This window comes from Dactylosporangium sp. CA-152071, from assembly GCF_050936335.1.
GTDB lineage: Bacteria > Actinomycetota > Actinomycetes > Mycobacteriales > Micromonosporaceae > Dactylosporangium > Dactylosporangium maewongense.
On the sequence record NZ_JBNJMZ010000002.1, the window covers coordinates 383,855 to 408,166 of the forward strand.

At 72.0% G+C, this 24,312-nt stretch carries 25 protein-coding genes; 6 read left to right on the top strand and 19 right to left on the bottom strand.

Translation table 11 applies throughout. The features are described 5' to 3' along the window. The first annotated feature begins 4 nt into the window (after positions 1 to 4). Positions 5 to 2,041, top strand: a complete 2,037-nt coding sequence (locus ACQEVZ_RS41845; protein WP_433378100.1) for a prolyl oligopeptidase family serine peptidase — start codon at positions 5 to 7, stop codon at positions 2,039 to 2,041. A 67-nt stretch (positions 2,042 to 2,108) separates the two neighbouring features. Here ACQEVZ_RS41845 and ACQEVZ_RS41850 read toward each other — a convergent pair whose 3' ends face one another. Then, positions 2,109 to 3,389: an IS110 family transposase gene (locus ACQEVZ_RS41850; protein WP_433370761.1), complete on the bottom strand. Its 1,281-nt coding sequence runs from the start codon at positions 3,387 to 3,389 to the stop codon at positions 2,109 to 2,111. 268 nt (positions 3,390 to 3,657) lie between these two features. On the opposite strand from ACQEVZ_RS41850, the gene ACQEVZ_RS41855 reads away from it, so the two are divergent. Next, a complete protein-coding gene (locus ACQEVZ_RS41855) occupies positions 3,658 to 4,692 on the top strand; it encodes an IS630 family transposase (protein WP_433362362.1) in 1,035 nt (344 codons plus the stop codon). A gap of 192 nt (positions 4,693 to 4,884) precedes the next feature. On the opposite strand, the gene ACQEVZ_RS41860 is transcribed toward ACQEVZ_RS41855, so the two are convergent. Next, positions 4,885 to 5,856, bottom strand: a complete 972-nt coding sequence (locus ACQEVZ_RS41860; RefSeq protein WP_433378103.1) for a hypothetical protein — start codon at positions 5,854 to 5,856, stop codon at positions 4,885 to 4,887. Positions 5,857 to 6,094: 238 nt separating this feature from the next. Between ACQEVZ_RS41860 and ACQEVZ_RS41865 the strand changes: the two genes are divergently transcribed. Then, positions 6,095 to 6,946, top strand: a complete 852-nt coding sequence (locus ACQEVZ_RS41865) for an NAD(P)H-binding protein (protein ID WP_433378106.1) — start codon at positions 6,095 to 6,097, stop codon at positions 6,944 to 6,946. Here ACQEVZ_RS41865 and ACQEVZ_RS41870 read toward each other — a convergent pair. From ACQEVZ_RS41870 to ACQEVZ_RS41925, 12 genes are all read right to left on the bottom strand, one after another. After that, positions 6,915 to 7,481 (bottom strand): hypothetical protein, encoded by a 567-nt coding sequence (locus ACQEVZ_RS41870; protein ID WP_433378109.1) that lies wholly within the window; start codon positions 7,479 to 7,481, stop codon positions 6,915 to 6,917. The two genes, ACQEVZ_RS41865 and ACQEVZ_RS41870, sit on opposite strands and share 32 nt — an antisense overlap. Beyond that, entirely contained in the window at positions 7,478 to 7,957 is a 480-nt protein-coding gene (locus ACQEVZ_RS41875) for a GNAT family N-acetyltransferase (RefSeq protein WP_433378112.1), read from the bottom strand. Before ACQEVZ_RS41875 ends, ACQEVZ_RS41870 begins: the two co-directional genes overlap by 4 nt. Positions 7,958 to 8,004: 47 nt before the next feature. Next, positions 8,005 to 10,173, bottom strand: coding sequence for an MMPL family transporter (locus tag ACQEVZ_RS41880; RefSeq protein WP_354890541.1), 2,169 nt, complete (start codon positions 10,171 to 10,173; stop codon positions 8,005 to 8,007). A 20-nt stretch (positions 10,174 to 10,193) separates the two neighbouring features. After that, complete coding sequence (locus tag ACQEVZ_RS41885; protein WP_344514793.1) at positions 10,194 to 10,736, bottom strand: TetR/AcrR family transcriptional regulator; 543 nt, start codon at positions 10,734 to 10,736, stop codon at positions 10,194 to 10,196. Between the two features lie 5 nt (positions 10,737 to 10,741). After that, on the bottom strand, positions 10,742 to 11,164 hold the full coding sequence (locus ACQEVZ_RS41890) for a hypothetical protein (protein ID WP_433378116.1): 423 nt from the start codon (positions 11,162 to 11,164) through the stop codon (positions 10,742 to 10,744). A 69-nt stretch (positions 11,165 to 11,233) separates the two neighbouring features. Then, entirely contained in the window at positions 11,234 to 12,214 is a 981-nt protein-coding gene (locus tag ACQEVZ_RS41895; RefSeq protein ID WP_433378119.1) for an N-acetylglucosamine kinase, read from the bottom strand. After that, positions 12,211 to 13,452, bottom strand: a complete 1,242-nt coding sequence (locus ACQEVZ_RS41900; RefSeq protein WP_433378122.1) for a 6-phospho-beta-glucosidase — start codon at positions 13,450 to 13,452, stop codon at positions 12,211 to 12,213. Before ACQEVZ_RS41900 ends, ACQEVZ_RS41895 begins: the two co-directional genes overlap by 4 nt. After that, on the bottom strand, positions 13,449 to 14,270 hold the full coding sequence (locus ACQEVZ_RS41905; protein ID WP_433378125.1) for a carbohydrate ABC transporter permease: 822 nt from the start codon (positions 14,268 to 14,270) through the stop codon (positions 13,449 to 13,451). The genes ACQEVZ_RS41900 and ACQEVZ_RS41905 overlap by 4 nt, the downstream gene beginning before the upstream one ends. Then, positions 14,267 to 15,178 carry a carbohydrate ABC transporter permease gene (locus ACQEVZ_RS41910; RefSeq protein WP_433378128.1) on the bottom strand — a complete coding sequence of 304 codons (912 nt, stop codon included), beginning with the start codon at positions 15,176 to 15,178 and terminating at the stop codon, positions 14,267 to 14,269. Before ACQEVZ_RS41910 ends, ACQEVZ_RS41905 begins: the two co-directional genes overlap by 4 nt. A 2-nt stretch (positions 15,179 to 15,180) precedes the next feature. Further along, positions 15,181 to 16,485, bottom strand: a complete 1,305-nt coding sequence (locus ACQEVZ_RS41915) for an ABC transporter substrate-binding protein (protein ID WP_344514805.1) — start codon at positions 16,483 to 16,485, stop codon at positions 15,181 to 15,183. Positions 16,486 to 16,630: 145 nt separating this feature from the next. Further along, positions 16,631 to 17,758, bottom strand: coding sequence for an ROK family transcriptional regulator (locus ACQEVZ_RS41920; protein ID WP_354890551.1), 1,128 nt, complete (start codon positions 17,756 to 17,758; stop codon positions 16,631 to 16,633). 75 nt (positions 17,759 to 17,833) lie between these two features. Beyond that, positions 17,834 to 18,226 carry a DUF1992 domain-containing protein gene (locus tag ACQEVZ_RS41925; protein ID WP_433378133.1) on the bottom strand — a complete coding sequence of 131 codons (393 nt, stop codon included), beginning with the start codon at positions 18,224 to 18,226 and terminating at the stop codon, positions 17,834 to 17,836. 14 nt (positions 18,227 to 18,240) lie between these two features. On the opposite strand from ACQEVZ_RS41925, the gene ACQEVZ_RS41930 reads away from it, so the two are divergent. Further along, positions 18,241 to 18,834 carry a DedA family protein gene (locus ACQEVZ_RS41930; RefSeq protein WP_433378136.1) on the top strand — a complete coding sequence of 198 codons (594 nt, stop codon included), beginning with the start codon at positions 18,241 to 18,243 and terminating at the stop codon, positions 18,832 to 18,834. A gap of 19 nt (positions 18,835 to 18,853) precedes the next feature. Here ACQEVZ_RS41930 and ACQEVZ_RS41935 read toward each other — a convergent pair whose 3' ends face one another. Then, entirely contained in the window at positions 18,854 to 19,252 is a 399-nt protein-coding gene (locus ACQEVZ_RS41935; RefSeq protein WP_433378139.1) for a winged helix-turn-helix transcriptional regulator, read from the bottom strand. A gap of 110 nt (positions 19,253 to 19,362) precedes the next feature. Here ACQEVZ_RS41935 and ACQEVZ_RS41940 point away from each other — a divergent pair, with 110 nt between their 5' ends. Further along, entirely contained in the window at positions 19,363 to 20,301 is a 939-nt protein-coding gene (locus tag ACQEVZ_RS41940; RefSeq protein WP_433378142.1) for an NADP-dependent oxidoreductase, read from the top strand. A 12-nt stretch (positions 20,302 to 20,313) separates the two neighbouring features. Here ACQEVZ_RS41940 and ACQEVZ_RS41945 read toward each other — a convergent pair whose 3' ends face one another. Next, complete coding sequence (locus tag ACQEVZ_RS41945; RefSeq protein ID WP_433378145.1) at positions 20,314 to 20,946, bottom strand: hypothetical protein; 633 nt, start codon at positions 20,944 to 20,946, stop codon at positions 20,314 to 20,316. Positions 20,947 to 21,140: 194 nt separating this feature from the next. Here ACQEVZ_RS41945 and ACQEVZ_RS41950 point away from each other — a divergent pair, with 194 nt between their 5' ends. Next, positions 21,141 to 21,722 (top strand): chaplin family protein, encoded by a 582-nt coding sequence (locus tag ACQEVZ_RS41950; RefSeq protein WP_354890563.1) that lies wholly within the window; start codon positions 21,141 to 21,143, stop codon positions 21,720 to 21,722. 96 nt (positions 21,723 to 21,818) lie between these two features. On the opposite strand, the gene ACQEVZ_RS41955 is transcribed toward ACQEVZ_RS41950, so the two are convergent. The 3 genes from ACQEVZ_RS41955 to ACQEVZ_RS41965 form a co-directional block, all read right to left on the bottom strand. Beyond that, positions 21,819 to 22,652: a PhzF family phenazine biosynthesis protein gene (locus ACQEVZ_RS41955; protein WP_433378148.1), complete on the bottom strand. Its 834-nt coding sequence runs from the start codon at positions 22,650 to 22,652 to the stop codon at positions 21,819 to 21,821. Between the two features lie 199 nt (positions 22,653 to 22,851). Beyond that, positions 22,852 to 23,259 carry a hypothetical protein gene (locus ACQEVZ_RS41960; protein ID WP_354890567.1) on the bottom strand — a complete coding sequence of 136 codons (408 nt, stop codon included), beginning with the start codon at positions 23,257 to 23,259 and terminating at the stop codon, positions 22,852 to 22,854. 19 nt (positions 23,260 to 23,278) lie between these two features. After that, on the bottom strand, positions 23,279 to 24,247 hold the full coding sequence (locus tag ACQEVZ_RS41965; RefSeq protein WP_433378151.1) for a dihydrodipicolinate synthase family protein: 969 nt from the start codon (positions 24,245 to 24,247) through the stop codon (positions 23,279 to 23,281). Between the last annotated feature and the right edge of the window lie 65 nt (positions 24,248 to 24,312).

Sequence of the window (24,312 nt, forward strand, 5' to 3'; positions counted from 1 at the left end):
ACCGATGACCGAGACGATCACCGCTGAGGACGCCCACCTCTGGCTGGAGGAGGTCGACGGGGCCGAGGCGATGGCCTGGGTCCGGGACCGCAACGCCGAGACCGTCGCCGCCCTGACCGGCGGGGCGCGCTTCGCGGAGCTGCGCGACGAGATCCGCACCGTCCTGGACGCCGACGACCGGATCCCGATGATCGCCTGGCACGGCGAACGGGTCTACAACCTGTGGAAGGACGCCGACCACCCGCGCGGCCTGTGGCGGCGCACCACCCTCGAGGACTACCGGGCCGGCGAACCCGACTGGGAGACCGTCCTGGACCTCGACGCCCTCGCCACCGCCGAGGACGAGAACTGGGTGTGGCAGGGCGTCACGTACCTGCGCCGCGGCCCCCTCGCCGGTGACCACCGCGCGCTGGTGTCCCTGTCCCGCGGCGGCGCCGACGCGGCGGTCGTGCGCGAGTTCGACCTGGACCAGCTGCGGTTCGTGCCCGACGGGTTCACCCTGCCGGAGGCGAAGAGCGACGTCAGCTGGATCACGATCGACGAGATCTTCGTCGGCACCGACACCGGCCCGGACTCGATGACGGCCTCCGGCTACCCGCGGCAGGTGCGGCGGTGGCGCCGCGGCACGCCCGTCGCGGAGGCGCCCGTCGTGTTCGAGGGTGCCGCCGAGGACGTGTCGGTCCGCGCGTCCAGCGACCCGACCGCCGCCACCGAACGCGCCGTGGTCCGCCGTTCCCTGGACTTCTTCCACGCCGAGCGGCACCTGCTCGTCGACGGCACCCTCACCAAGCTCGACGTGCCCGACGACGCGGGCGTCGACCTCCACCGCGACTGGCTGCTCATCCGGGTCCGCACCGACTGGGAGGTCGGCGACGTCACCCACCCGGCCGGGTCGCTGCTCATCGCCGACCTCGCCGCGTTCCTCGCCGGAGACCGGGACCTCACGACCCTGTTCACGCCCGACCCGCACACCTCGCTGTCGTACAGCGACTGGACCCGCGACGGGCTCATCCTGGTGCTGCTCTCCGACGTGCAGAGCCGCCTCGAGGTCGTCCGGTATGTCGACGGCGCATGGCAGCGCACCGTCCTCGGCGGCGCCGAGCTCGGCCAGACCGACGTATGGGACACCAACGCCGACGCCGACGAGCAGTACCTGCTGCTGTCCAGCGGCTTCGCGCTGCCGCCGACCCTGCGCCACGGCGTCCTCGGCGGCGACCCGCCGACCGTCCTCAAGCAGGGCCCGTCCTACTTCCCCGCCGACCGGATCACCACCCGGCAGTTCTTCGCCACGTCCGCCGACGGCACCCAGATCCCGTACTTCGTCGTCGGCGACCCGTCTGCCGGCCCCGGCCCGACCCTCATGAGCGGCTACGGCGGCTTCGAGGTGTCGCGGGTCCCCTCGTACAGCGCGATCATCGGCCGCGGCTGGCTCGCCCGCGGCGGCACCTACGTGGTGGCCAACATCCGCGGCGGCGGCGAGTACGGCCCGCAGTGGCACCGCTCCGCCCTGCGGGAGAAGCGCCCGCGCGCCTACGAGGACTTCTCCGCCGTCGCCGCCGACCTCGTCGAGCGCGGCATCACCACCCGCGCCCAGCTCGGCATCGAGGGCGGCTCCAACGGCGGCCTCCTCATGGGCGTCATGCTGACCCGCTACCCCGACCTCTTCGGCGCGATCGTGTGCGCGGTCCCGCTGCTGGACATGCGCCGCTACCACCTGCTGCTGGCGGGCGCCTCATGGATGGCCGAGTACGGCGACCCCGACGACGCCTCGGACTGGGACTACCTGCGCCTGTTCTCGCCCTACCAGAACGTCCGCCAGGGCGTCCCCTACCCGCCGACGCTGATCACCACCTCCACCCGCGACGACCGCGTCCACCCCGGCCACGCCCGGAAGATGGTCGCCCGCCTCACCGACCACGCCCACGACGTCCACTACTACGAGAACATCGAGGGCGGCCACGGCGGCGCCGCCGACAACGCGCAGATGGCCTTCAAGTGGGCCCTCGCCTTCGAGTTCCTCTGGCGCACCCTCGCCCCCTAGTCCGAAAACTGAGGGTGAGTGGGCGTGCGGCAGCTCCCGGCGATGCCGGGACCTGCCGTATGTTGCTTCACGCTGCTTGTGGTTGGGGTCGTTCGGCGGTGACGGTGTAGCCGAGGGCTTCGAGTTGGCGGATGTGGTTGCGGGCTCGTCGCTCGGGGTTGATCCGGCTGTCGTAGAAGTCGGCGCCGAGGTCATGGAAGGTGGCCTGGGCGTCGCCGAGGATGTGCCAGATGACGATGAGGGTCGACCGGCCGATAGCGACGATGGCCCGTTTCGCGCCGCGTCTTCGGGCGATGCGACGGTAGCGTTCACCGAGGAAGGTCGGGGTCCGGGCGGCGCTGACCGCGGCCTGGCCGAGGGTGCGGGCCAGGTAGGGGTTGCCGTGTCCGGTGGCGCTGCTGCCTTTCTTGCGGCCGGCGGATTCGTTGACCTTGGGTGAAAACCTGGCCCAGGAGGCCAGGTGGGCCGGGGTCGGGAAGCGGCTCATGTCGGTCCCGATCTCCGCGATGATCGCCCGGGCGGCGATCGCGCCGACACCGGGGATCTGCTCAAGCCGGGTCGCCGCTTGCGCGAAAGGGGCGATGCGGACCTCGATCTGGGCGTCGACGTCGGCGATGTCGGCCTCGATCGCGTCGATCCGGGTGAGCATCTTGGCCAGCAGGAACGCGTGATGTTCGCTGAACCGGCCGACGAACGCTTCCTCCAGCGTGCCGATCTTGCGGCGGAGGGTCGAGCGGGCCAGCTGCGCCAGCCGGCCCGGATCGCGTTCACCGGCGATCAGTGCAGCCATCATGGCCCGGCCCGAGACACCGAAGATGTCCGAGGCGACCACCGACAGCTTGATCTGCGCGTCCTCCAGCAGCTTCTCGGCCCGGTTCTTCTCCGCTGTCTGCGCAGCGACGAGATCGACCCGGTACCGGGTCAGGTCCCGCAGCATCCGAATTTCCGGCGGTGGCACGAAACTGGGCCGCAGCATCTGCCGTTCGGCGACCTTGCACAACCACACCGCATCCAACCGGTCGGTCTTGGGCCGTCCCGGCAGATGCTTGACGTCACGGGCGTTGACCAGCCACGTCTGGAACCCGGCCGCCTCGAGGAGGTAGAACACCGGCTTCCAGTAGTCGCTGGTCGCCTCCATCACCACCCGCGTCACACCGAGCTGCCGCAGCCGGTCGGCCATCCGCAGCAACGACCTCGTCATGGTCGAGTAGGTGTCGACCTCCTGCAGCCGCCGACCCGGCCTGGCCGGGTCGGGCAGCCGGGCGCAGCACACGAGCGTGGCCTTACCAATGTCCAGCGCGGCGATCCGCTCGATGATCTCCTCGCGCTCCTGCGTCTCCTCCAACACGTGGCCCTCCCTGCCCACGCCGAACCGTGCCAAGGCGTCGCCCGCGGCGGCCACTGAGGGACAGCGAATCTAGTCCTCGTGCTCGAAGCAACAGTGAAGGGCCCATCAGCGTGACCACCAGCATCCGACTAAGCGGGTTGACAGAGGTTCTGCGCGTAACCAGGCGTGGGTGGGTCGCCAGGGGCGAAGACGACACGGCCTTGCCGGTTGTTGATGATTGGTGAAGAACCAGACACCACCACAACGAACCGGCAAGGTCGTGTCCATTATGCGCCCTGTCTGTGTATCCGCCGAGGTCTCCAGCAGCGCCCGGGCCCAGATCATGCACCTGCTGCACGGCCGGTGGCGTACCGCCACCCGCCTGATCATGGTCGTGCTGTCCACCGCCGGCATGTCCCCGGCCCAAATCGCCGACCTGCTGGACTACCACCCCGCCACCGTGCGCCGCTGGCTGCACCGCTACACCATCGACGGCATCCCCGGCCTACCCGACCGGCCCCGACCCGGACGGCCCCGCCTCGGCGGCCCAGCCCTCACCGCACGCATCACCACACTGCTCGCCAAGCCCGGGCCGTGGACCATCCAGCGAATCCGGCAGCAGCTGGGCAGACCCCAGGTCAGCCTGCACACCCTGTGGCGACGCACCCGCACGGTGGCCCAGTGGCGACGACCCCGCCTCGTCCCCAAAGGCGACCCCGACCACGACCGTGTTGTGGCGGGCATCCGCCGCCGCATCGCCCGGCTCCCGGCCGGATCGGTCGTCCTCGCCGCGGACGAGGCCCACCTCGACCTGCTCCCCACAGTGCGGGCCACCTGGACCCTGCACAGACGCCGCCACCGGGTCATGACACCGGGCAAGAACCGGCGCGCCACCATCTTCGGCGCCCTCGATCTGGCCACCGGCGCCTGGTGGTCGCTCTGGGCCCGCCGCAGCGCCGCCGGTTTCACCACCATGCTGCAACTGCTGCTGACCGCCTACCCCACCGCCCCAGCAGTGGCGGTCATCTGCGACAACGACAACATCCACCACGCCGCGAGGGTGCAGCAGTGGGTCAGCGACCACCCGCGGCTGCGGTTGTTGTACGGGGCTACGTACAGTCCGCATGACAATCCGGTGGAACGCGTCTGGGCTGCGCTCAAAGCGCAGTTGGCCAACACCGCGGTCACCTGGACCGAACGCATCCACCAAGCCCGCGTGTTCTTCCGGCGACGAACACCACAGCAGATGCTGACCACCGCCGCCGCATGGACCTCACCGTGGCTGCCCCGCAGTTACGCGCAGAACTTCAGGGAATCCGCTTAGCCCACGGCCTGGAACGAACCAAGAAGACACGACGTCAGCGGGCGACCCCACCACGGCACCACCAACCACCCACACACCGCAAGAGACGAATGCAGTTTTCAGCCCGGAACGGGCCGCCAACCGGCGAACGGGACTAGCCCCGCACCGGACGGGGCCGCCTCACGGAGGCGACCCCGTCCGCGCGGCTCAGTTTCACGTGCCCCGCAGCAGCGCCGCGAGCCTCTCGAGCTCCTGCGCGCTGACGTCGGCGTCCAGGTAGTTGCGGATCAGTCCGAAGTTCATGTCGTACCAGCTCTGCAGCTCCTCCTCGCTCGTCCCCCTCGCCAGGATCGTCGAGCGGACAGACCAGCAGGTACGCAGGCGCTTGGCGAGCTCGCCGCGGTGCCGGGCGATGGAGCTCGGCCTGATCGAGTCGTAGAGCCGGTCCGGGTCATGGACCGCCTGACGGGCCATGTCATCGCCCCAGAACTCGAGCGTCCACCCCGGCCACAGCTCCGCCCACCGCTGGCGTAGCCCACGCAACGGCTGCACGGTCCACAGCCCGGCCCGCCGCGCGGCCGGATCGAGATCGAGGCCGGCGGTCGGCATGTCCTCGGCGGACTCGGGAAGCTCAGGCCCGGCGCAGACCCACTCGACCAGATCAGGCCCCATGAACCAACGCCGCCACGCCATGTCGGGGTTCAGTCCGTACAGGCGCACCCGGCCGTCGGCGCCCCGGACGGTGACGACGGCCGCCACCCGGTCGTCCGGCCCGAACTCGTTGCGCTCGGTCCGCTTCGGCTCGCGGTCGCGGCGCGCACCCGCCGGGTCGACCCCGACGTACACCATCAGGTCCGCGATGCCGTCGTAGGCCCACCGGATCTCCCAGCCAGGCCACGTCGCCGCGTACGCCTCCAGCATCGCCGCCCGATACACCACCTGGTTGTACACGGTGTTGAACAGCAGCAGGACCCGGCGGTCGACATCGACCAGGACACCGCCCTCGCAACGGATGTCGTCGAACCATTCCCGGCCCGCGGAGTCACCCAGGTTGTCCAGGAAGCGCAGGATCACCTCCGGGCCTGCCGCGAAGATGTAGTCGATCCCATGGCCCGCACCGCCGCCCTGCGAATACACGGTGTACGCACCATCGCGGACCAGGACGTAGTTGACGCAACTTCCCACCGCCGCACCGTAGCGGAATTCGGTTCGGGTGGCGGGTGGGGCGCCGGTAGGGTGGGGGCGCTGATCGGAGAGGACGTGGTCGCGGGAGCACGACACGACGGAGACGGGGCCCTGGTCGGGGAGCTGACCGAGGGTCGGGGTCTGAACCTCGCCGCACCCTGCGCGGGTGGCGGCGGCCGCTCCCTTGTTCGTTCGTGCCCGGCGCCGGAGTGCGCCGCGATCACCCTTGGAAACAATCATGATTCTCGTCACCGGTGCCACGGGCACCATCGGTTCTGAGCTTGTTCCACTGCTCGCGCGGCGGCATGCCGTGCGGGCCATGACCCGGAGGCCGGCGCGGGCCGGGGAGGTCTACGGCGACCTCGACCGGCCTGAGACGCTGCCCGCGGTGCTCGACGGGGTGGGCGCGGTGTTCGTGCTCGTCCCCGGCTACGACGATCGAGGGCCGGCGCAGGAGCTGGCGCTCGTGGCGGCCGCGCGGGACGCCGGGGTGCGGCACCTCGTCAAGCTGTCCACCAGCGGCGTCGCGTTCGGGGCCACCGACGCGATCTCAGCGGGGCACCGCGCCGGGGAGGACGTCATCCGCGGGTCGGGCATCCCGTGGACGGTGCTGCGGCCGGGGACGTTCATGACGTACCTGGAGCAGTACGCGCACGGGATCGCCCGTGAGCGCACCATGACGGTCACCGAGACCGACCCGGTGTCGGCGATGGTGCACCCGCTCGACGTGGCCGCCGTCGCCGCGACCGTCCTCACCCGGCCGGGGCACCTCGGGCGGGAGTACACGATCACCGGGCCCGAGGCGCTGTCGCCCCGGCGGCAGGCGGAGATCGTCGGCGAGGTGATCGGCGAACCGGTGCGGCTGGCCGTGCGTACCGTCGCGGAGACCCGGAACGTGTTCGAGCGCCGTGGCTGGGGTGGGCCCCGGCTGGAGGCGCTGCTGGAGCTCAAACGGCAGTCGGGGGCGTGGGACGACACGGTGGCCGACACGGTGCCGCGGGTGGTCGGGCGGCCGGCGTTGACCCTGCGGGACTGGCTGGAGGAGCACGCGGAGCTGTTCAGTGGCGGCGGCGGTACCGCTCGTCCCTGACCAGCACGTCCATGTCGAGGTCGGTGAGGCCGAGCAGGAAAGCCTCGCCGTAACGGCGGACGTCGCGGAGGTGGGGCACGTCGGCGGTGGCGTCGGTGACGGCGTCGCCGAGCTGGAACAGGGCGCGCGGCGGGCCGAGCAGGAACAGCGTCGCCGCGTGCTCGGTCACCGAGAGGGCGCCGTCGTCGCCGGGCGAGGGGCGCGGCGCCGGGGAGCGGAGGGTTGCGGGCCGGCCGGGGGAGAGCGCCGCCCGCATCCCCTTCCACGCTGACGGGCGCAGGCCCGTGTCCGAGCGGGCGAGGACCAGGTCGGGCCCTTCGAGCGGCAGGTGCACGACGCTGTGCGGGCTGACCGCGGCGACCCGGCACCACGCGCCGAACAGGACGAGCGCGGCCCGGGACCCGGTGAGCCGCCCTTCGCCGTGCCGGGCGAGCGGGGAGCGGACCGTGAGCGCCACGGGCGAGCGGGGCCGCAGCACCCGGCAGGAAGGGGCGTGGTGGACGACGGCGCGCAGCCGTGCGGGGCCGTGGGTCACGAGGGCAGGTCGAGGCGGTACCGCTGCTCGACGCGCCCGTTGCGCGGGTGCGGGACGGGGTCGCCGAGGGGCTGCCAGCCGAGGCTCTCGTACAGCCGGACCGCCCGCGGGTTGTCGACGTAGACGTCCAGCTCGGCGTCGGCGAACCCGGCTGCGGCGAGCAGGGGTGGCAGCGCCGTCATGAGCTGCCGGCCGACGCCCGCGCCCCAGCCGTCGGGGCGCACCCCGAGGTAGCGGACGGCGGCGGTCCGCTCGGTGTGGGGTGCGATGAGGGAGAAGCCGACGACGCGCTCGCCCAGGGCGACGACCAGCATCGTCCTGGGCGAGCTCGACAGCACCGTCCGCAACGGCACCCTGGCCAGCTCCAGCGGCGCGACCTCGGTGCCGTCGCGGGCGGCGGTGCCTTCCGCCCACACCTGCGCCGCGTCGTCGAGGTAGCGGCCCCGGCCGTCGAGCTCGATGCTCACCTGAGTCATCGGGCCAGTCTGCCGAGGCCGCCGTGCCACCGCGACCGGTTAAGGGTTCAGACGCGGACGGGCTCCGGGTCCGGGGTGGCGGCGAGGTGCTCGCGGAGCTTCTCGCCCTCGATGTCGACGTTCGGCAGGATCTTCGACAGCCAGCCCGGCAGCCACCACGCGGACCGGCCGAGCAGCGACACGACCGCCGGGACGATGGTCATGCGCACCACGAACGCGTCGATGGCGACGCCGATCGCGAGGGCGAAGCCCATCGACTTGATGACGGGGTCGTCGAGCAGGATGAAGCCGGCGAAGACCGACGTCATGATGAGCGCCGCCGCGGTGACGACCCGGGCGCCGTGGCCCATGCCGCTGATCGTCGCCTCCTGCGGGCCGGCGCCGTGCACGTAGTCCTCCCGCATCCGGGACACGAGGAACACCTCGTAGTCCATGGCGAGGCCGAACAGGATGCCGATCAGCAGGATCGGCAGGAAGCTGACCAGCGGGCCGGGCGTGTCGAGGCCGACGAGCGAGGCCAGGTGCCCCTTCTGGAAGACCAGGACGGTGACGCCGAACGTGGCGCCGACGGTGAGCAGGAACCCGGCGGCCGCCTTCAGCGGCACGAGGATCGACCGGAACACGAGCATCAGCAGCAGCACGGACAGCCCGACGACCAGCGACAGGTAGCGCGGCATCGCGTCGGACAGCTTCTCCGACACGTCGATGCCGACGGCGGTCTGGCCGGTCAGGGCGATGTCGGCGCCCTGGACCTGCTTGACGCGGGCCCGGACGTCGTGGACGAGGGTCTCGGTCGCCTCGTCGGTGGGGCCGGTCTTCGGGATGACGGCGAGGAGCGCGGTCTTGCCGTCGCGGCTGAAGTTGGGCGGGGTCGCGGCGAGGAGGTTCGGGGTGCCCTGCAGGACGCCGAGCGCCTCCTGCGCCTTCGCCTTCGTGGTGTCGGCGGAGCCGGTCGACACGACCAGTGCGAGGCGGCCGTTGAACCCGGGGCCGAAGCCCTCCTCGATGAGGTCGGCGGCCTTGCGGGCGGGGGAGTCGGTGGGGCCGGCGCTGGCGCCGGGCAGCGCGATGCGCATGTCCGCCGACGGGATCGCCAGGGCGCCGAGGCCGAGGACGCCGATGATGAGCACGGGGATGCGGAAGCGGGTGATCGCCCGCGCCCACCGGAACCCGAGGGCGTCGGTGTGGTCGGCGAGGTCCGGCCCGGCCTTGCGCAGCCGCCGCGGCAGGATGCGGGTGCCGGCGAAGCCGAGCAGCGCCGGCTGCAGGGTGATGGCGACGAGCACCGCGACGGCGACGGTACCGGCCGCGGCCAGGCCCATGACGGTCAGGAACGGGATGTTGACCACGGCGAGGCCCGCGAGGGCGATGACGACGGTGGCGCCGGCGAACACGACCGCGGAGCCGGCGGTGCCGACCGCGCGCCCGGCGGCCTCCTCGGGCGCGATGCCCTCGACGAGGTGCTGCCGGTGCCGGGACGTGATGAACAGCGAGTAGTCGATGCCGACCGCCAGGCCCAGCATCAGGGCGAGGACCGGCGCGGTGCTGGTGAGCTGGATGGCGCCGCTGAGCGCGTACAGCCCGGCCATGCCGGCGCCGACGCCGATGAGCGCGTTGAGCATCGTCATGCCGGCCGCGACCAGCGCGCCGAACGTCACGACGAGCACGACGAGGGCGATGACGACGCCGATGCCCTCGGTGCCGCCGACCTCCGGCTCGCTGTTCATGACCTCGCCGCCGTGCTCGACCCGCAGCCCGGCCTGCTCCGCCGCGGCGCCGCTCGCCTCATAGGCGGTGCGCTGCTCGTCGGTGACCTTGTCGGCCCGCTCGGCGAACTGGACGGTGACCAGCGCGTAGTCGCCCTGCGGCGACACGGCGCCGGTCTGGAACGGGTCGAGTGCGCCGATGACGCCGGGCAGCTTCGACGCCTCGGCGACGAGCCCCTGCACCGCGTCCTTGGACGCCTGCAGGTTCTGCCCCTTGGGCGCGGCGATCACGATGGTGCCGGTCGCGCCGCTGGCCTCCGGGAACTGCGACTTCAGCGCGTCGATCGCCCGCTGCGACTCGGTGCCCGGCATGGTGAAGTCGCTCGAGGTGGCGCCGCGGAACGCGGCCGCCGCGCCACCGAGCCCGCCGAGGATGACCACCCAGATGATCAGGACGAGCCAGCGGTGCCGGAACGATGCCCGCCCCAGCCGGTAGAGCACGGTTGCCATGTCGGTCGTCTTCCTGTCGGTTAGGTGAGGGGTTCCAGCACCCGCGCGGCGGTGGCGATGAGCGCCGCCCGCAGGGTCGCGTCGTCGTACTCGGTGCACGCGAAGACCACCGCCGGCAGCCCGGCGAGCACGAACTTCGCGGCGAGCAGCGCGGTGGGCGCGGCGGACCCGCCGGCGAGGGTGACGACGAGCTGTTCCGTCAGCTCGTGTACGGGTCGCAGCGCGGGCTGTTGCAGCAGGGCCGGCAGGTCGCCGTAGATGACCTGGATCTCTTTGCGGTATCGCATCGCGAGGTCGACGAAGCCCTCGATCGCGATCTCGCGGGCCAGGGCGGGCGCGGTCGTGGCGGCGACCCGGGCGTCCAGGTCGGCGAGCTCGGCGATGGCGGGCGCGCACAGCTCGGTGAGGATCGCGTCCTTGCCGTCGAAGTGGTACAGCAGGGTTGCCTTGGAGCAGCCGACCTCGGCCGCGATGTCCTGCAGTGACGTGCCCTTGTAGCCGGACTCGGCGAACTGGCGCGTGGCGGCGGCCAGGATCTCGTCGCGGGTCTTGCTGCGGGCCATGGGGGTCACCTCCGTCGGTCAGCATGCCTGACCGATCGGTCAGAACCTGACCGATCGGCCAGTTTTGTGCCTGACCTCACATCCCCATCGGCGGGGCGATCCCGGGCTACAGGGTTAGGCCTGCCGGTCGCGCCGTCCACGACCTCGCGGTCCCGCAGCGGCGTCTTCAGCGGCACCGGCACCGTCTGCGTGGTCATCGGGTCCTGGCCGCAGCTGCCTCGGCCGCGCAGGTACGCGGTCAGCCGGACCTGCCGGGAGTCCTCGGCGACGTCGATGCGGTCCAGTGCCTCGCAGCTGGAGAACGTCAGGCTCACCCGCAGGCCGTGCTCGTCGGGCACGGCACCACCGATCGGGGTCCGGGTCGTGGACGGGGCGCTCAGCACCCATGCCACCGCCACGACCGCGCCCGCGACGAGTACCAGTGTCACGATCCTTGTCCAGGCCCGCATGCTCGTTCCCCCGTTTCGCGGGACACGATAGTGGCAGACCCTGAACGGTCAGAGGCCCTGCCGGACGGCGGCCTCCACGGTTGCGGGGACGTGGCCGCCGTGCAGGTCGTCCAGGGCGAGCAGCGCCGCGCCCGCGACCGGCAGGGAGGACAGCACCGTCACCGTCGCGTGCGGCGACAGCGCGGCGAGCCGCGCCAGGATGTCGCCGTGCAGCTGCGGGTGGCGGGCGGTCAGCACGCCGCCGCCGAGCACGACGGTGTACGCGGTGTCCAGCAGCGACAGCCGGCCGGCGGCGACCTTCACCAGGGCCTCGATCTCCGCGGCGAGCCGCGTCACGACCCGGCCGGCGACCGCGTCGCCGTCGGCGGCCACGGTGAAGAGCACCTCGCTCAGCTCGTCCAGCCGCGCCGCCGGCAGGTCGCCCAGGTGCAGGGCGACGCTGACGTCCTCCGCGGTCGGCAGCCCGTACGCGGCGGTGACCGCGCCGGTGAGCGCGGTGGCGGGTCCGCGGCCGTCCTCGCCGCGCACCGCGTGGTAGAGCGCCAGCGCGGCGAGGTGCTGCCCGCCGCCCCAGTCGCCGGACAGCTGCCCGAGCGCCGGGAAGCGCGACGTCCGCCCGTCGCGGGCGCGGCCCACGGCGTTGATCCCGGCACCGCAGACGACACCGACCGCGTCGGCGGCCGCGGTGCCGGCGCGCAGCAGGGCGAACAGGTCGTTGTCGACGGTGACCGCGTCGGCGAGCCCCAGGGCGGCGACGCCCTCGTTGAGCCGCTCGACCTCGATGGGCAGGTCGGCGCCGGCGAGGTACACCTGCAGCCGGCTGAGCCGCAGGTCCGGGGGCACGGCCGCGGCGGCCCGCGCCTGGCCGACCAGGTCGCCGAGCAGCTTCAGGCAGGCGGGCAGCCCGATGTTGTGCGGCGACGTGGTCGGGCCGGAGACGCGGGCGAGGATCCGGCCGTCGGAGTCGCCGAGGACGACGTCGGTCTTGGAGTTGCCGCCGTCGGCCGCGGCGAAGAGTTGTGCGGTCACGACAGCCACGCGAGGTGCTCGCGGTTCGCGGCGAGCAGGTCTTCGGTGAGCCTGGTGGCCTGCTGGTGCTGACCGACCAGGGGGTGGGCGAGCAGCGCCTGGTAGACGCGGTCCCGCCCGCCGTGCACCGCGGCGTCGACGGCGAGCTCCTCGTAGGCGCTGACCGCCGAGACCAGGCCGCGCAGGTGCGGGGCGAGCGGCGGGGCCGGCAGCGGGGTGGCTCCGGCGGCGCCGACCCGGCAGGTGACCTCGATGACGGCGTCGTCGGGCAGGAACGGCATGGTGCCGCCGTTGCGGACGTTGACGGCGTGGATGCCACCGTCGTCGTGCTGCAGGGAGGCGATGAGCCCGACGGCCGCCTCGGAGTAGAACGCGCCGCCGCGCTGCCCGAGCAGCTCCGGCTTCTGCGTCAGCGCCGGGTCGGCGTACATGCGCAACAGCTCCGACTCGATCTCGGCGACCTTCGCGCCGCGGGTCGGCTTGCCGCGATCCTCGGCGACGACCTCGTCGTGACAGTAGAAGTACCGCAGGTAGTACGACGGCACGTTGCCCAGGTTCTCCAGGACGGCCTCGGGGATCTGCACCTCCCGCGAGATGTCCTGCAGATGGGTCGCCAACAGTGACGGCAGCCGGTCGACGCCGTCCACGAAGGCCGCCCGCTCCCACGTGAGGTGGTTGAGCCCGACGTGGTCCAGGACGACCGCGGAGGGGTCGACGCCGAGCTGCGCGGCGAAGCGGCGCTGGAAGCCGATCGCCACGTTGCACAGCCCGGCGGCCTTGAACCCGTGGTCGAGCAGTGCCCGCGTCACGATCCCGACCGGGTTGGTGAAGTTGACGATCCACGCGCCCGGGTCGGCCCGCCGGGCGATGTCCAGGACGACCGGCACGGTGCGCAGCGCCTTCGCGAGGCCGCCGGCGCCGGTCGTCTCCTGCCCGACGCAGTCGCAGGCGAGCGGGAACGTCTCGTCGCTGATCCGGGCCGCCTGCCCGCCGACCCGCAGCTGGATGACCACGGTCGCCGCGCCGGCGAGGGCGTCGTCGACGTCGGACGTCCACCGCAGCGTCCCGGGGTGCCCGTGGGCGGCCATCAGCCGCCGGGCGAACGCGCCCACGACCTCGAGGCGCTCCGCGTGCGGGTCCAGCAGGACGATCTCCGAGGCGAACGGCGCCAGCCGCGCGAACCCGTCGATGAGCTCCGGGGTGTACGTGGAGCCACCCCCGACGACGGCGATTTTCAACCTTTGACTCCTGTCAGCGTGACACCCTGCACGAACGCGCGCTGGGCGAAGAAGAACAGCACCACGACCGGCACCATCGTGAGGATGGTCGCGGCGCTGACGAGGTTCCACTGCACATGATGCAGGGTCTTGAAGGACGCCAGGCCCAGTGACAGCGTCCAGTTGTGTTCGTTCTCGCTCGTGTAGAGCAGCGGGCCGTAGTAGTCGTTCCAGGCGTAGAAGAACTGGAAGAGCGCGGCGGCGGCGATCCCGGGCCGGGCCATCGGCAGCACGATCCGCAGCAGGGTCCGCCACTCGCCGCACCCGTCGACCCGGGCGGCGTCCAGGTAGTCGCCGGGGATGGTGAGCAGGAACTGCCGTAGCAGGAAGATGGAGAACGCGTCGCCGAGCAGCATCGGCAGCACCAGCGGCCACAGCGTGCCCGTCAGGTTCCAGTTGGCCCACATGAGGTACAGCGGCACGGTCGTCACCTGCGGCGGGATCATCATCATGCACACGATGACGACGAGGAACGCGCCCTGCCCCCGCCAGCGCAGCTTCGCCAGCGCGTACGCGGCCGGGACGCTGGCCAGCAGCATGAACGTGGTCGCGGCCACCGAGTAGATGACCGTGTTCAGCAGGTACCGCGGCATCGGCGTGCTGCTGAAGACGTCGGCGTAGTTCGCGAAGCGCCATTCGCGCGGCCAGTACGACGAGGTCAGCGCCTGCGAGTCGGTCATCAGCGAGGTCAGCAGCAGGAAGAGCACGGGCGCGACGAACATGATGCACAGCGCGATCGTGATGCTGTGCCTGGCCGTCCATAACAACCAGCGGTTCATGTCACCTTCAGGGATCGGCGCAGGATCAGCAGCGAGACGGCGAACGCGACGAGGAACAGCACGACGGCCATCGCGTTGGCGTAGCCGAGGGCGCCGTAGCGGAACCCGACGACGTACAGCCACAGCGGGTACGTGAACGTGGACCCCTCCGGGTAGCCGAACGTGGAGGAGATCCCGGCGCCGGTGGTGGCCTGCCCGCTGGCGGCGGACGCGGCGACGGCGGCCTGCGCGAAGTACTGCAGGGTGGTGATGACACCGATGACGGCGGTGAACACGACGACGGGGGAGATGTTGGGCAGCGTCACGTGCCGGAAGCGCTGCCACGCGTTCGCGCCGTCGATCTGCGCCGCCTCCAGCTGCGCCTGCGGCACGTCCAGCAGCGCCGCCAGGTACAGGACCATGACGTCGCCGACGCCCCACAGGCCGAGCAGCACCAGCGACGGCTTGGACCACTCGGGGGAGTTGAACCACAGCGGTCCGTCGATCCCGACGTGCGCCAGGGCGGTGTTGGCCGGGCCGACGCCGGGTTTGAGCAGGTAGACGAACGCGAGGGTGGCCGCGACCGGCGGGGCGAGCGCCGGCAGGTAGAAGATGGTGCGCACGATCCCGGCGCCGCGCCTGACGGTGGTGAGCAGCATCGCGGTGGCGAGGCCGCCGAGCATCCGGGCGGGCACCAGGATCGCGCACAGCCACAGCGTGTTCTGCGCGGCGCGGGTCAGGAACGGGTCGTCGAACAGGTGCCGGTAGTTGCGCAGCCCGACCCATTCCGGCGTGCTGAGCAGGTCGAACTTCGTGAACGAGAAGTAGACGGCGCTCAGCAGCGGGTAGAGGAAGAAGACCACGATGCCGACCGTCGCCGGCGCCATGAACGAGGCGACGGTCAGCGCGTGGCGGAGCTTGTAGTGCACGGTCAGCCGCCGAGCTTCAGCAGCGAGTCGACCTGCTTGTCCACGTCGGACAGCCCCTTGCCGAGGTCGGCGGCGCCGCCGCTCTGCCAGGTGTCGCAGAAGGTCTGGAACGTCTCCTGGTAGGCGGGGCCGGCCGACGACGGCGGGGTGGTGCTGGTCTTCGGGTGGTTGAAGATGTCGACGAACGTCTTGAACTCCGCGTCCAGGTGCAGGTCCGGCGAGGCGAGCGCCTCCTTCGTGGACGGGATGTTCTTGAGGCTGTTGGCGAGCTTGACGATCGTCTTGGTGTCGGTGGTCAGGTACTTGATGAACTCCCACGCCGCCTCGGGGTTCTTCGCGGTGCGGGAGATGCCGATGACGTTGCCGGTGACGTAGCCGGCGCCGTAGCGGTCGGGGCTGGACGTCGGCATCGGCGCGACCCCGAACTGCAGGTCGGGCGCCTGGTCCTTGGCGAACGCGATGCGGTACTCGCCGTCGAAGTTCATCGCGACCTGGCCCTTCTGGAAGGCGTTCGCGTCGGAGTACTCGTCGCCGAGGGAGGCGCGGAAGGCCTCGAGCTTGTCGTAGCCGAACCAGTCGACGAGCTCCTTCTGCCACTTCAGCAGCGTCTGCCAGGCGGGGTCGCCGCCGATCGCGGAGCTGCCGTCGCCCTTGAGCCACTGCCCGCCGACCATCGGCCCGAGGTGCGACGGGGCGTTCTCGTAGAAGCCCCACAGCGGCAGGAACCCGGCGACCTGGATGGTGCCGTCGGCGGAGCGCTTGGTGAGCTTCTTCGCCGCGTCGGCGAACTCCTCGAGGGTCTTCGGCGGGCCGGCGATCCCGGCCTCGGTGAAGAGCTTCTTGTTGTAGTACAGGCCGTACGCGTCGGCGAGGACCGGCATGGCGCAGCGTTTGCCCTTGTACTGCGTGTACTCCTTGACGGTCTGCGGGAAGCCGTCGAGGGACACCTTGTCGCGGGCGATGTACTGGCCGAGGTCGAGCCAGGCGCCGCTGGAGCAGAACTGCCCGACGATGTCGGTGGAGTAGGACAGGCCGACGTCGGGGCCCTGCCCGCCGCCGATGGCCTGGGTCATCTTCGAGTCGTCCTGCCCGGACTTGACCACGACCTTGATCTTCGGGTGGGACGCCTGGAAGTCGGCGACGACGCCGTCGATGGCGGCGGCCTCGCGGTCGGTGAAGAAGTGCCAGAACTCCACGGTGCCGGAGACGTCGGCGCCGGGGTCGGCGATCGGTTTGTCCTTCGGGCCTGGGGTGCAGGCGGTGGCGAGCAGCGCCACGGCAGCGAGCAGAGAGACGATGCGACGCACGGGATTCCTCCTGAGGGTGGGCGTGCGGAAGCAGCCGGTCAACAAGGGCATTGACCAACGTCACTTGCATGGGGGATGGTGTGTGAAGCGCGCGGACGCCGGTCGATGCCGCCAGATCGGCCGGCGTCCGCGGTTCGTGGGCCCGTTAGGTTCCGGGCGTACGCAGGCTCTCGATCAGCCTGCGGCGCACCGCGGACAGGGCGGCGTCCGCGGCGCCGAGCAGGGGAGCGTCGTCCTCGACGGTGCTCACGGCGATGTCGGTCGACAGCGGCGCCGCCCGCGACATCGCCTTCGCGACCGCCTCGCCGAGCGCTGGCCCGCCGGCCCGGCCGATCTCGCCGCCGAGCACCACGAGCTGCGGGTCGAGCACCGCGACGACGGCGGCGAGTCCGATCACGATCCGCCCGGCGAGTTCCCGCAGCAGCGCCGTGTCGGTGATCCGCAGCCCGCGCCCGGCGGCCAGCTCCCGGACGGCGTCGCCGCTGACCAGGTCGTGGAAGTCCCGGGCGCCGTCGGCGGCGACCGGCATGTAACCGATCTCGCCGGCGCCGCCGCGGGCGCCGCGCAGCAGCGTGCCGCCGCCGAGGTCGATCGCGAGACCGAGACCGGTCTGGCCGAGCCACAGCAGCACGAACCCGTCGGCGTCCGGCAGGCCCCGCGCGGCGCCGTGGGCGCGTTCGGCGAGCGCGGCGAGGTTGACGTCGTTGTCGACCTCCACCGGTACGCCGGCCGCCGCGGCCAGGTCGTCGACGAGCCCGCGCCGGCTCCAGCCCGGGACGTCCACGTGGTGGATGACCCGGTCCCGCGGGTCGAACGCGCCGGCGACGGCCAGCTGCACGTGCGCCACCGGGCCGCGGGCGACGCCGGCCGCCGCGCACAGCGCGTCGACGGTGTCGGTGACCGCGGTGGCCGGGTCGGTGCGGGCGAAGTCGACCGGGACGGCCAGCCTGGCCCGCTGGGCGCCGCGCAGGTCGTGCAGCGACGCGGTCAGCGACGGTGCGTCGTCGCGCACCGACATGGCGACGGCGTAGGCGGCGTCGGGGTTGACCGCGTACACCTCCGCGTTGGGGCCGGGGCGGCCGGTCTCGTGCCCGGCGCCGACGACCAGGTCGGCGTCGGCGAGGCGGCGGATCGCCTCGGAGATCGTCGGCTTGGACAGGCCGGTCAGGGCGCGCAGCTCGGCCCGGGTGAGCTGCCCGTGGTCGAGGAGGTGGCCGAGCGCGGCCGCCTCGTTGAGCGCCTTGAGCAGCTTGGAGGAGCCCCCGAGCGGCATTTGCTGCCTCCTCCAACTAATAGGCAGATTGACTAACAGTCGCGGGGAAAACGTAAGCGCCGCCACGCCACCCTGTCAACGGGCGCTTCCCTGACCGGCTCGCCAGTCGGCGAGCACCGCCTCCACGTCCAGCGGCGGCAGGATCGTCGCCGGACCGTCCATCAGCCCGCGTCGGGCCTGCTCGATGCGCGTGTTGAGGTCCTCGACGACCGCGCGGACCCGCTCCTCGGTGCGCAGGGTCGGCAGCCGCTCCGGCAGGTCCTCGACCTCGCGCCGCAGTCGCAGCGTCGGCGGTACCCCGCCGGGCAGCCCTTCGCGTCTGGCGAGATCCTTGATCCACCAGTCCTCGTCGTAGAGCTCGCCGTGGTCCGGCAGCGGCTTCCCGGCACCCGGCAGGTTGTCGAACTGCCCCTGCTCCTGTGCCTCGCGGATCTGCCGGTCGATGTGTGACTCGTACCAACTCGACATGATCTCATTGTCCCGTGGAGGTACTGCAGCGCTACGGCTATCCCGCCCTCGCCCTGCTCGTGCTGCTGGAGGGGATCGGCATCCCCACGCCGGCGGTGAGCGTGGTCGTGGCGGCCGCGGTGCTCGCCGGGCACGGCTCGATGAGCCTGCCGCTGGTCGTCGTGATCACCTTCACCGCCGCGGTCGCCGGCGACAACCTCGGCTTCTGGCTCGGCCGTCGGGCCGGCCGCCCGGTGATCCTGCGGTGGGGCCGGCGGGTCGGGCTGACCGAGCGGCGGCTGACCCGTGCCGAGGACTTCTTCGCCCGCCGCGGCCGCAACATCGTGGTCGTCGCCCGGTTCATCGACGGCCTGCGTCAGACCAACGGCCTCATCGCCGGCGCGATCGCGCTGCCCTGGCGCCAGTACACCATCCGCGACGCGATCGGCGGCGCGCTGTGGACCGCGCTGTGGGTCTCGGTCGGTGCCTTCGCCGGCGGCAACCTCGACCGCGTCCGCGCCTTCCTGCACCGCTACGAGACCACCGCCCTCATCGTCGGCGCGGTGCTCCTGGTGTCGTTGCCGCTGCTGTACCTGTGGCGCCGCCGACACCGCGCCACCCACGACTGAGTCCCGGGTCTGCCCCTGCTCAGGGACGCGCGTCGAACTGGGCGCGGGCCTCGAAGACGCGGTCCATGTGCGTCTCCGCCCAGTCCTTGATCGAGACCATGACCGGGAACAGCTCGTGGCCGAGCGGCGTGAGCTCGTAGTCGACGCGGGGCGGGATCGAGGGGGTGACCGTGCGGGTGACCAGCCCGTCGCGCTCCAGGGTCCGCAGGGTCTGGGTGAGCATCTTCTGGCTGACGCCGGCGATGCGGTGGGCGAGCTCGCCGTGCCGCTGCGGGCCGCCGGCGAGCGCCGGGATCACCAGCGCGACCCACTTGTCGGTGAGCCTGTTCAGCAGCTCCCGGGTCGGGCAGCCCGCCAGGAACGCGTCGTAGTCACGTCTGGCCTGTTCGCGGCGTTGGGCCGCGCTCGTCGTCGCCATGGTGTTCACCTCCGGTGCCTCAGGCACTTCACGGTACCTACTTACCGATGGTGCCTGCCGGTCCATACGGTCGTGGTGATCAGTTCACGCACTTCTTGGAGGAGACGGCGATGCGCGCTGTCAGCTATGCAGAGTTCGGCGGACCGGAGGTCCTGCACGTCGCCGAGGTGCCGGTGCCCGAGCCCGGGCCGGGACAGGTCCGGGTGCGGGTCGCCGCGTCGGTGCTGCACCCGGTCGACCTGATGATCCGCTCCGGCCGGTTCCCGGCCCCGCTGCCGACCGGACTGCCGTACACGCCCGGCTGGGACGTGGCCGGCACCGTCGACGCGCTCGGCCCGTCTGTCTCGCGGCTCGCCGTCGACGCGCTCGGCCCGTCCGTTTCGCGGCTCGCCGTCGGTGCCGAGGTCATCGGCTTCTCGCCGTGGCTGCGGACGACGGCCGGTGCCCACGCGGAGTACGTCGTGCTCGACGCCGCCTGGTTGGCTCCGGCGCCTGCCGGCGTCCCCGCCACCGAGGCGGCGACCCTGCCGACCAACGGCCTCGCCGCGGCCCAGGCCCTCGACCTGCTCGCGCTCCCGGCGGGCTCGACCGTGCTCGTCACCGGCGCCGCCGGGCAGGTCGGCGGGTTCGTCCTGGCGCTGGCCCGGGCGACCGGCCTGCACGCCACCGGACTCGCCGGCGCCGGCGACCGCGAGTTCGTCGAGTCCCTCGGCGCGACGTTCGTGCCGCGCTCGGAGGACCCGGCGGGCCCGTTCGACGCGGTCGTCGATCTCGCGGTGGTCGGCTCCTCGCTGCTGGACCTCGTCCGCGACGGCGGCGGCTACGTGGCCGCGTCGCCCCCGCTGCGCCCGGAGCCGGTGCGGGGCATCCGGACCTTCGCGCTGGAGGTCCAGCCGGACGGCACCCGGCTCGGCGAGCTGGCGGCGTTCGTCGCCGCCGGCGACATCCCGCTGCGGGTCGCCGGCGTGTACCGCTTCGCCGACGCGGCGGCCGCCCACGACCGGATGGCCCGGGGCGGCGTCCGTGGCGGTGTCGTGATCGTCCCCTGACCCGGGCCGCGTTCAGCAGGAGTCGGCGGCCTTGTCGCGGAACGCTTTCAGGGTGATGACCTGCGCGTCGCCCCGGCGGCCGGGATAGCCCCAGACCTCGCCGTCCTTGAGCTTGTCCAGGTCCGCGAGGGTGAAGAAGACCGGCCTGGGCTGCGGCGCTCCGGTCCACGTCCCGAGGACGTAGCGGCCCGTGGCGGTGAGCGCGAGCGGGCGGGGCGGGTCGAGCTCGTCGCGCCAGCCGTCCGGGGTGGTGCCCATGGGGATGGCCCACAGGTTGCCGATGCCGGTGCTGTTCTGGATCGACCAGAGGTCGCCCATCGAGACCCTGTCGGAACCACTGGATGCCGGCGCGGCGGCGCGCGGTGCGGCGGTGCCGCTCGGCGTGACGGTGGCGCTCGGTGTGGCGGTGGTGTCCGGCGTCGGTGGCGGCCAGGGGTTCAGGTGGAGGGTGGCGCTGTGGGCCGTGTGCCTGTCGCCGCACAGGTACAGGTGGGCGACCGGGCGGCCGTCGGCGGCGCGGCCGACGGCGAGGAGCGGCTCATCCGCGGGGCTGCACGCGGCGAGCGAGCCGGCGACGAGCGCGGCGGTGATCGTGGCGGCGGCGGTACGGGCGACCATACGTGCTGCCGTGCGGGCGGCGGGCATGGTGCCCAGTGTGGCGGAGATCGGCAAGTGTCGCTGACGCCAAGGCGCCACGCCGGGAGCGACTACATTACGTAACCTTGCGGGTGCATTGCGTGACTGTTTTTCGCGAAATATCCGTCCAGGACTCGCATTTCCGGTTAAGTGGGGGTCGCGACGGACGTTCACCGTCGATCACTCGTCGAAAGGTCGTCATCATGAATCGCTGGCTCATCCGGTCGGTGCAGATCGCCGCGCTGTCCTTGGGTGGCCTCGCGCTCACCGGCACCGCCGCACACGCCGACTGGGACAGCGGCCCCAACGTCGGTATCTTCAACGGCAACCAGTCCTCGACCACGGTCCAGGTTCCGGTGAACATCTGCGGCAACGCAGTGGCGATCGTCGGCTTCGCGAACGCCAACTGCGACGGCGGCGCCTACGCCGTCAACGGCAGCGGCGGCAGCTACAGCGGCGCCGGCAGCTCGAACGGCTACCACAGCCACAACGGCAACGGCAATGCCAACGCGAACGCCAACAGCCACAAGAAGAAGCACAAGCGGCACTCCGCGAACAGCAACTCGTACCACAACAGCTCGTACGGCAACGGCAACTCGTACGGCAACTCCAACGGTGGTAACGGTGGTGGCGGCGGGGCGTACGCCTACAACAGCAACGGCGACTGGACCACGGGCTACAACGCCGGGTTCTTCAACGGCAACCAGTCCTCGACCACCGTCCAGATGCCGATCAACGTGTCGTGCAACTCGGTCGCCGTGATCGGGTTCGCTTCCAGCTGCTGAGCCGCAGAGGCGCCGCCTGCCTCGGATCGTAGAGCGTTGGCCGATGGCCGCGGTGGATCAGCCCTCCCCGCGGTACACCGGCCAACGCTGCTTTCGTCAGTCGATCGGCACCGCGGTGCCGGTGACCGCGACGCCACTGCCGGGGTCGGCGGCCACCTCGACGGTGACCAGGCTCGGCCGGCCCATGTCGTCGCCCTGGTGCACCCGCAGCGTCGCCGGCACCTCGACCAGGCCCAGCTCGCGCAGGTAACCACCGAGCGCGGCCGCCGCGGCGCCGGTCGCCGGGTCCTCGTACACGCCGCCGGGCGGGAACGGGTTGCGGGCGTGGAACACCGTCGCCGACTCCCGCCACACCAGGGCGACCGTGGTCCAGTCGTGCCGCGCCATCAGCGCGGTGAGCGCGGGCACGTCGTAGTCGAGGTCGGCGAGCCGCTGCCGGGTGCCGGCCGCGACGACCGGGTGGCTGGCTCCCGCGTACGCCACCCGCACCGGCAGCGCCGGGTCGAGGTCGGCGGCGTCCCAGCGCAGCGCGGCCAGCAGCTCCCGCACCGTCGCGTCGGCCATCGGTGTGGTGTGCGGCGGCACGCTGCGCAGCGTCGCGGTCAGCCCGTCCACGCCGACCCGCGTCTCCACCTCGATCGCGCCGACCCGGGACTCGAAGCGCAGCGGCCCGAGCCCGAAGCGTTCCGCGTACGCCGCGGCGGTCGCGATCGTCGCGTGCCCGCAGAACGGCACCTCCGCCAGCGGGCTGAAGTAACGCACCCGGACGCGCCCGTCCTCGTGGAACAGGAACGCGGTCTCGGAGTATCCGACGTCGGCGGCGATGGCCTGCATCGCGGCGTCGTCGAGTCCGGCGGCGTCGAGCACCACCCCGGCCGGGTTGCCGCCCTTGGGGTCCGTGGTGAACGCGCTGTACCGAAGGATTTCCATGCACCCGACGCTAGGCCGGTACAAGAGCGGCGGCGCGGTCCAATCGGCGCCGGGTGGTTGTAAGCACCGCCACTGTGCCGCCGTCGTGTCTTGGACAGACACCGGCGCCGGTCAGCTGCGGGGCTGACCGGCGCCGGGTGGTGCTCAGCAGGCGCTTGGTTGGTGTCTGACCGGCGCCTGGGTGGTGCTCAGTCGGTGCTTAGTTGGAGGCGACGCCCAGCTGGCCGCCACCGTCGGTGTGCAGCTCCGTGGCGGAGGCGAACGACGAGTCCAGGCGGGCCTGCAGGGCCTCGAGCTCGTGGAACTCGCTCGAGGAGGCCGACTCGGAGCCCTCGGCGGCGAACACGTGGTCCGTCTCGGCGGCGGAGTGGTCGTAGGACGTGAAGTCCGACTCCTCGTACTGCGCGCCGCTCGCGTCCGTGATGGACACGTGGTGGCCCTGGTCGAAGCTGGTGGACTCGGCGGACGCGTGGTCCTGCTCGAAGACGCCGAACTGCGAGTCGTAGTTGCTCTCGTTCGCGTCGACCTGGTGCAGCTGGTTCAGCGACTCGTGGTCCTGACCAGCCTCGACGTGGCCGTAGTCGGCGCCGGTGTCGAAGTCGCTCATGGGAGATCCCCCTCAATTACTAACGCTTGGTGACGACATCGACGGTACGGCCTGTCCCGCCGCCTGGAATCCCCCGAACGTGCCACCGTGGCAAGCTGGTCGAACCGTCCGGTATGTGCTGGAGCGCCGCGAAAGCGGCCTCGGCGTTCGTCAGGGCGGCCCGGGACGCGGGCAGCAGCGGCAACCGGACGTCCGGGGTGGGGATCCGGCCGGCGGCGTGCAGCACCGCCTTGATCACGGCCGGGTTCGGCTCCGCGAACAGCGCCGCCGACAGCGCGGCGAGGGCGGACCCGAGCCGCCTGGCGGTGGCGACGTCCCCCTCCCGCCAGGCTCGCGCGAGGGCCACGAACCGGTCCGTCGCCACGTGCGCGGACGCGAGGATCCCGCCGGCGGCGCCGATGGCGAGCAGTGGGCCGATGACCGTGTCGTCGCCGCCGAGCACCGCGAACCCGGCCGGCAGCGCGCCGAGCAGCGTCACCGTGTCGCCGCTGACCGGGCCGTCGGACAGCTTCATGCCGGCCACTCCCGGGATCGCCGCGATCGCGAGCAGAGTGTCGACGTCCAGGGGCTGTCCCGTCCTGTACGGCACGTGGTACACCACGACCGGCAGCGGCGACGCGGCGGCGACGGCCCGCAGATGGGCGAGCACACCGGCCGCGCCCGGACGGGTGTACGGCGGCACGACCACCATCGCGGCGTCCCCGCGCACGTGCCGGACCGCCTCCACGGTCGCCGCCGTCGAGCTGTCACCGACCCCGACGAGCAGCGGCGTGCCGTACACCGCGGAAACCTCCCGGCAGGTGGCCACGACCGCGGCCCGCTCGGCCCCGGTCAGCGTCGCCGGCTCCCCGGTGGTGCCCAGCGCGACCAGCCCCGCGGCCCCCTCGTCGAGCACCCGCCGGGCCAGCCCGTCGAGCGCGGCGAGGTCCACCGACCCGTCAGCGGCGAACGGCGTCACGAGCGGCACGAAGATCCCTTCAAGCTCCATGTACTCAGGGTCGCCGCCACCCGAGCGGAAGGTCCAGTTCACATTCGTGGCGCCGAGCATAAGCT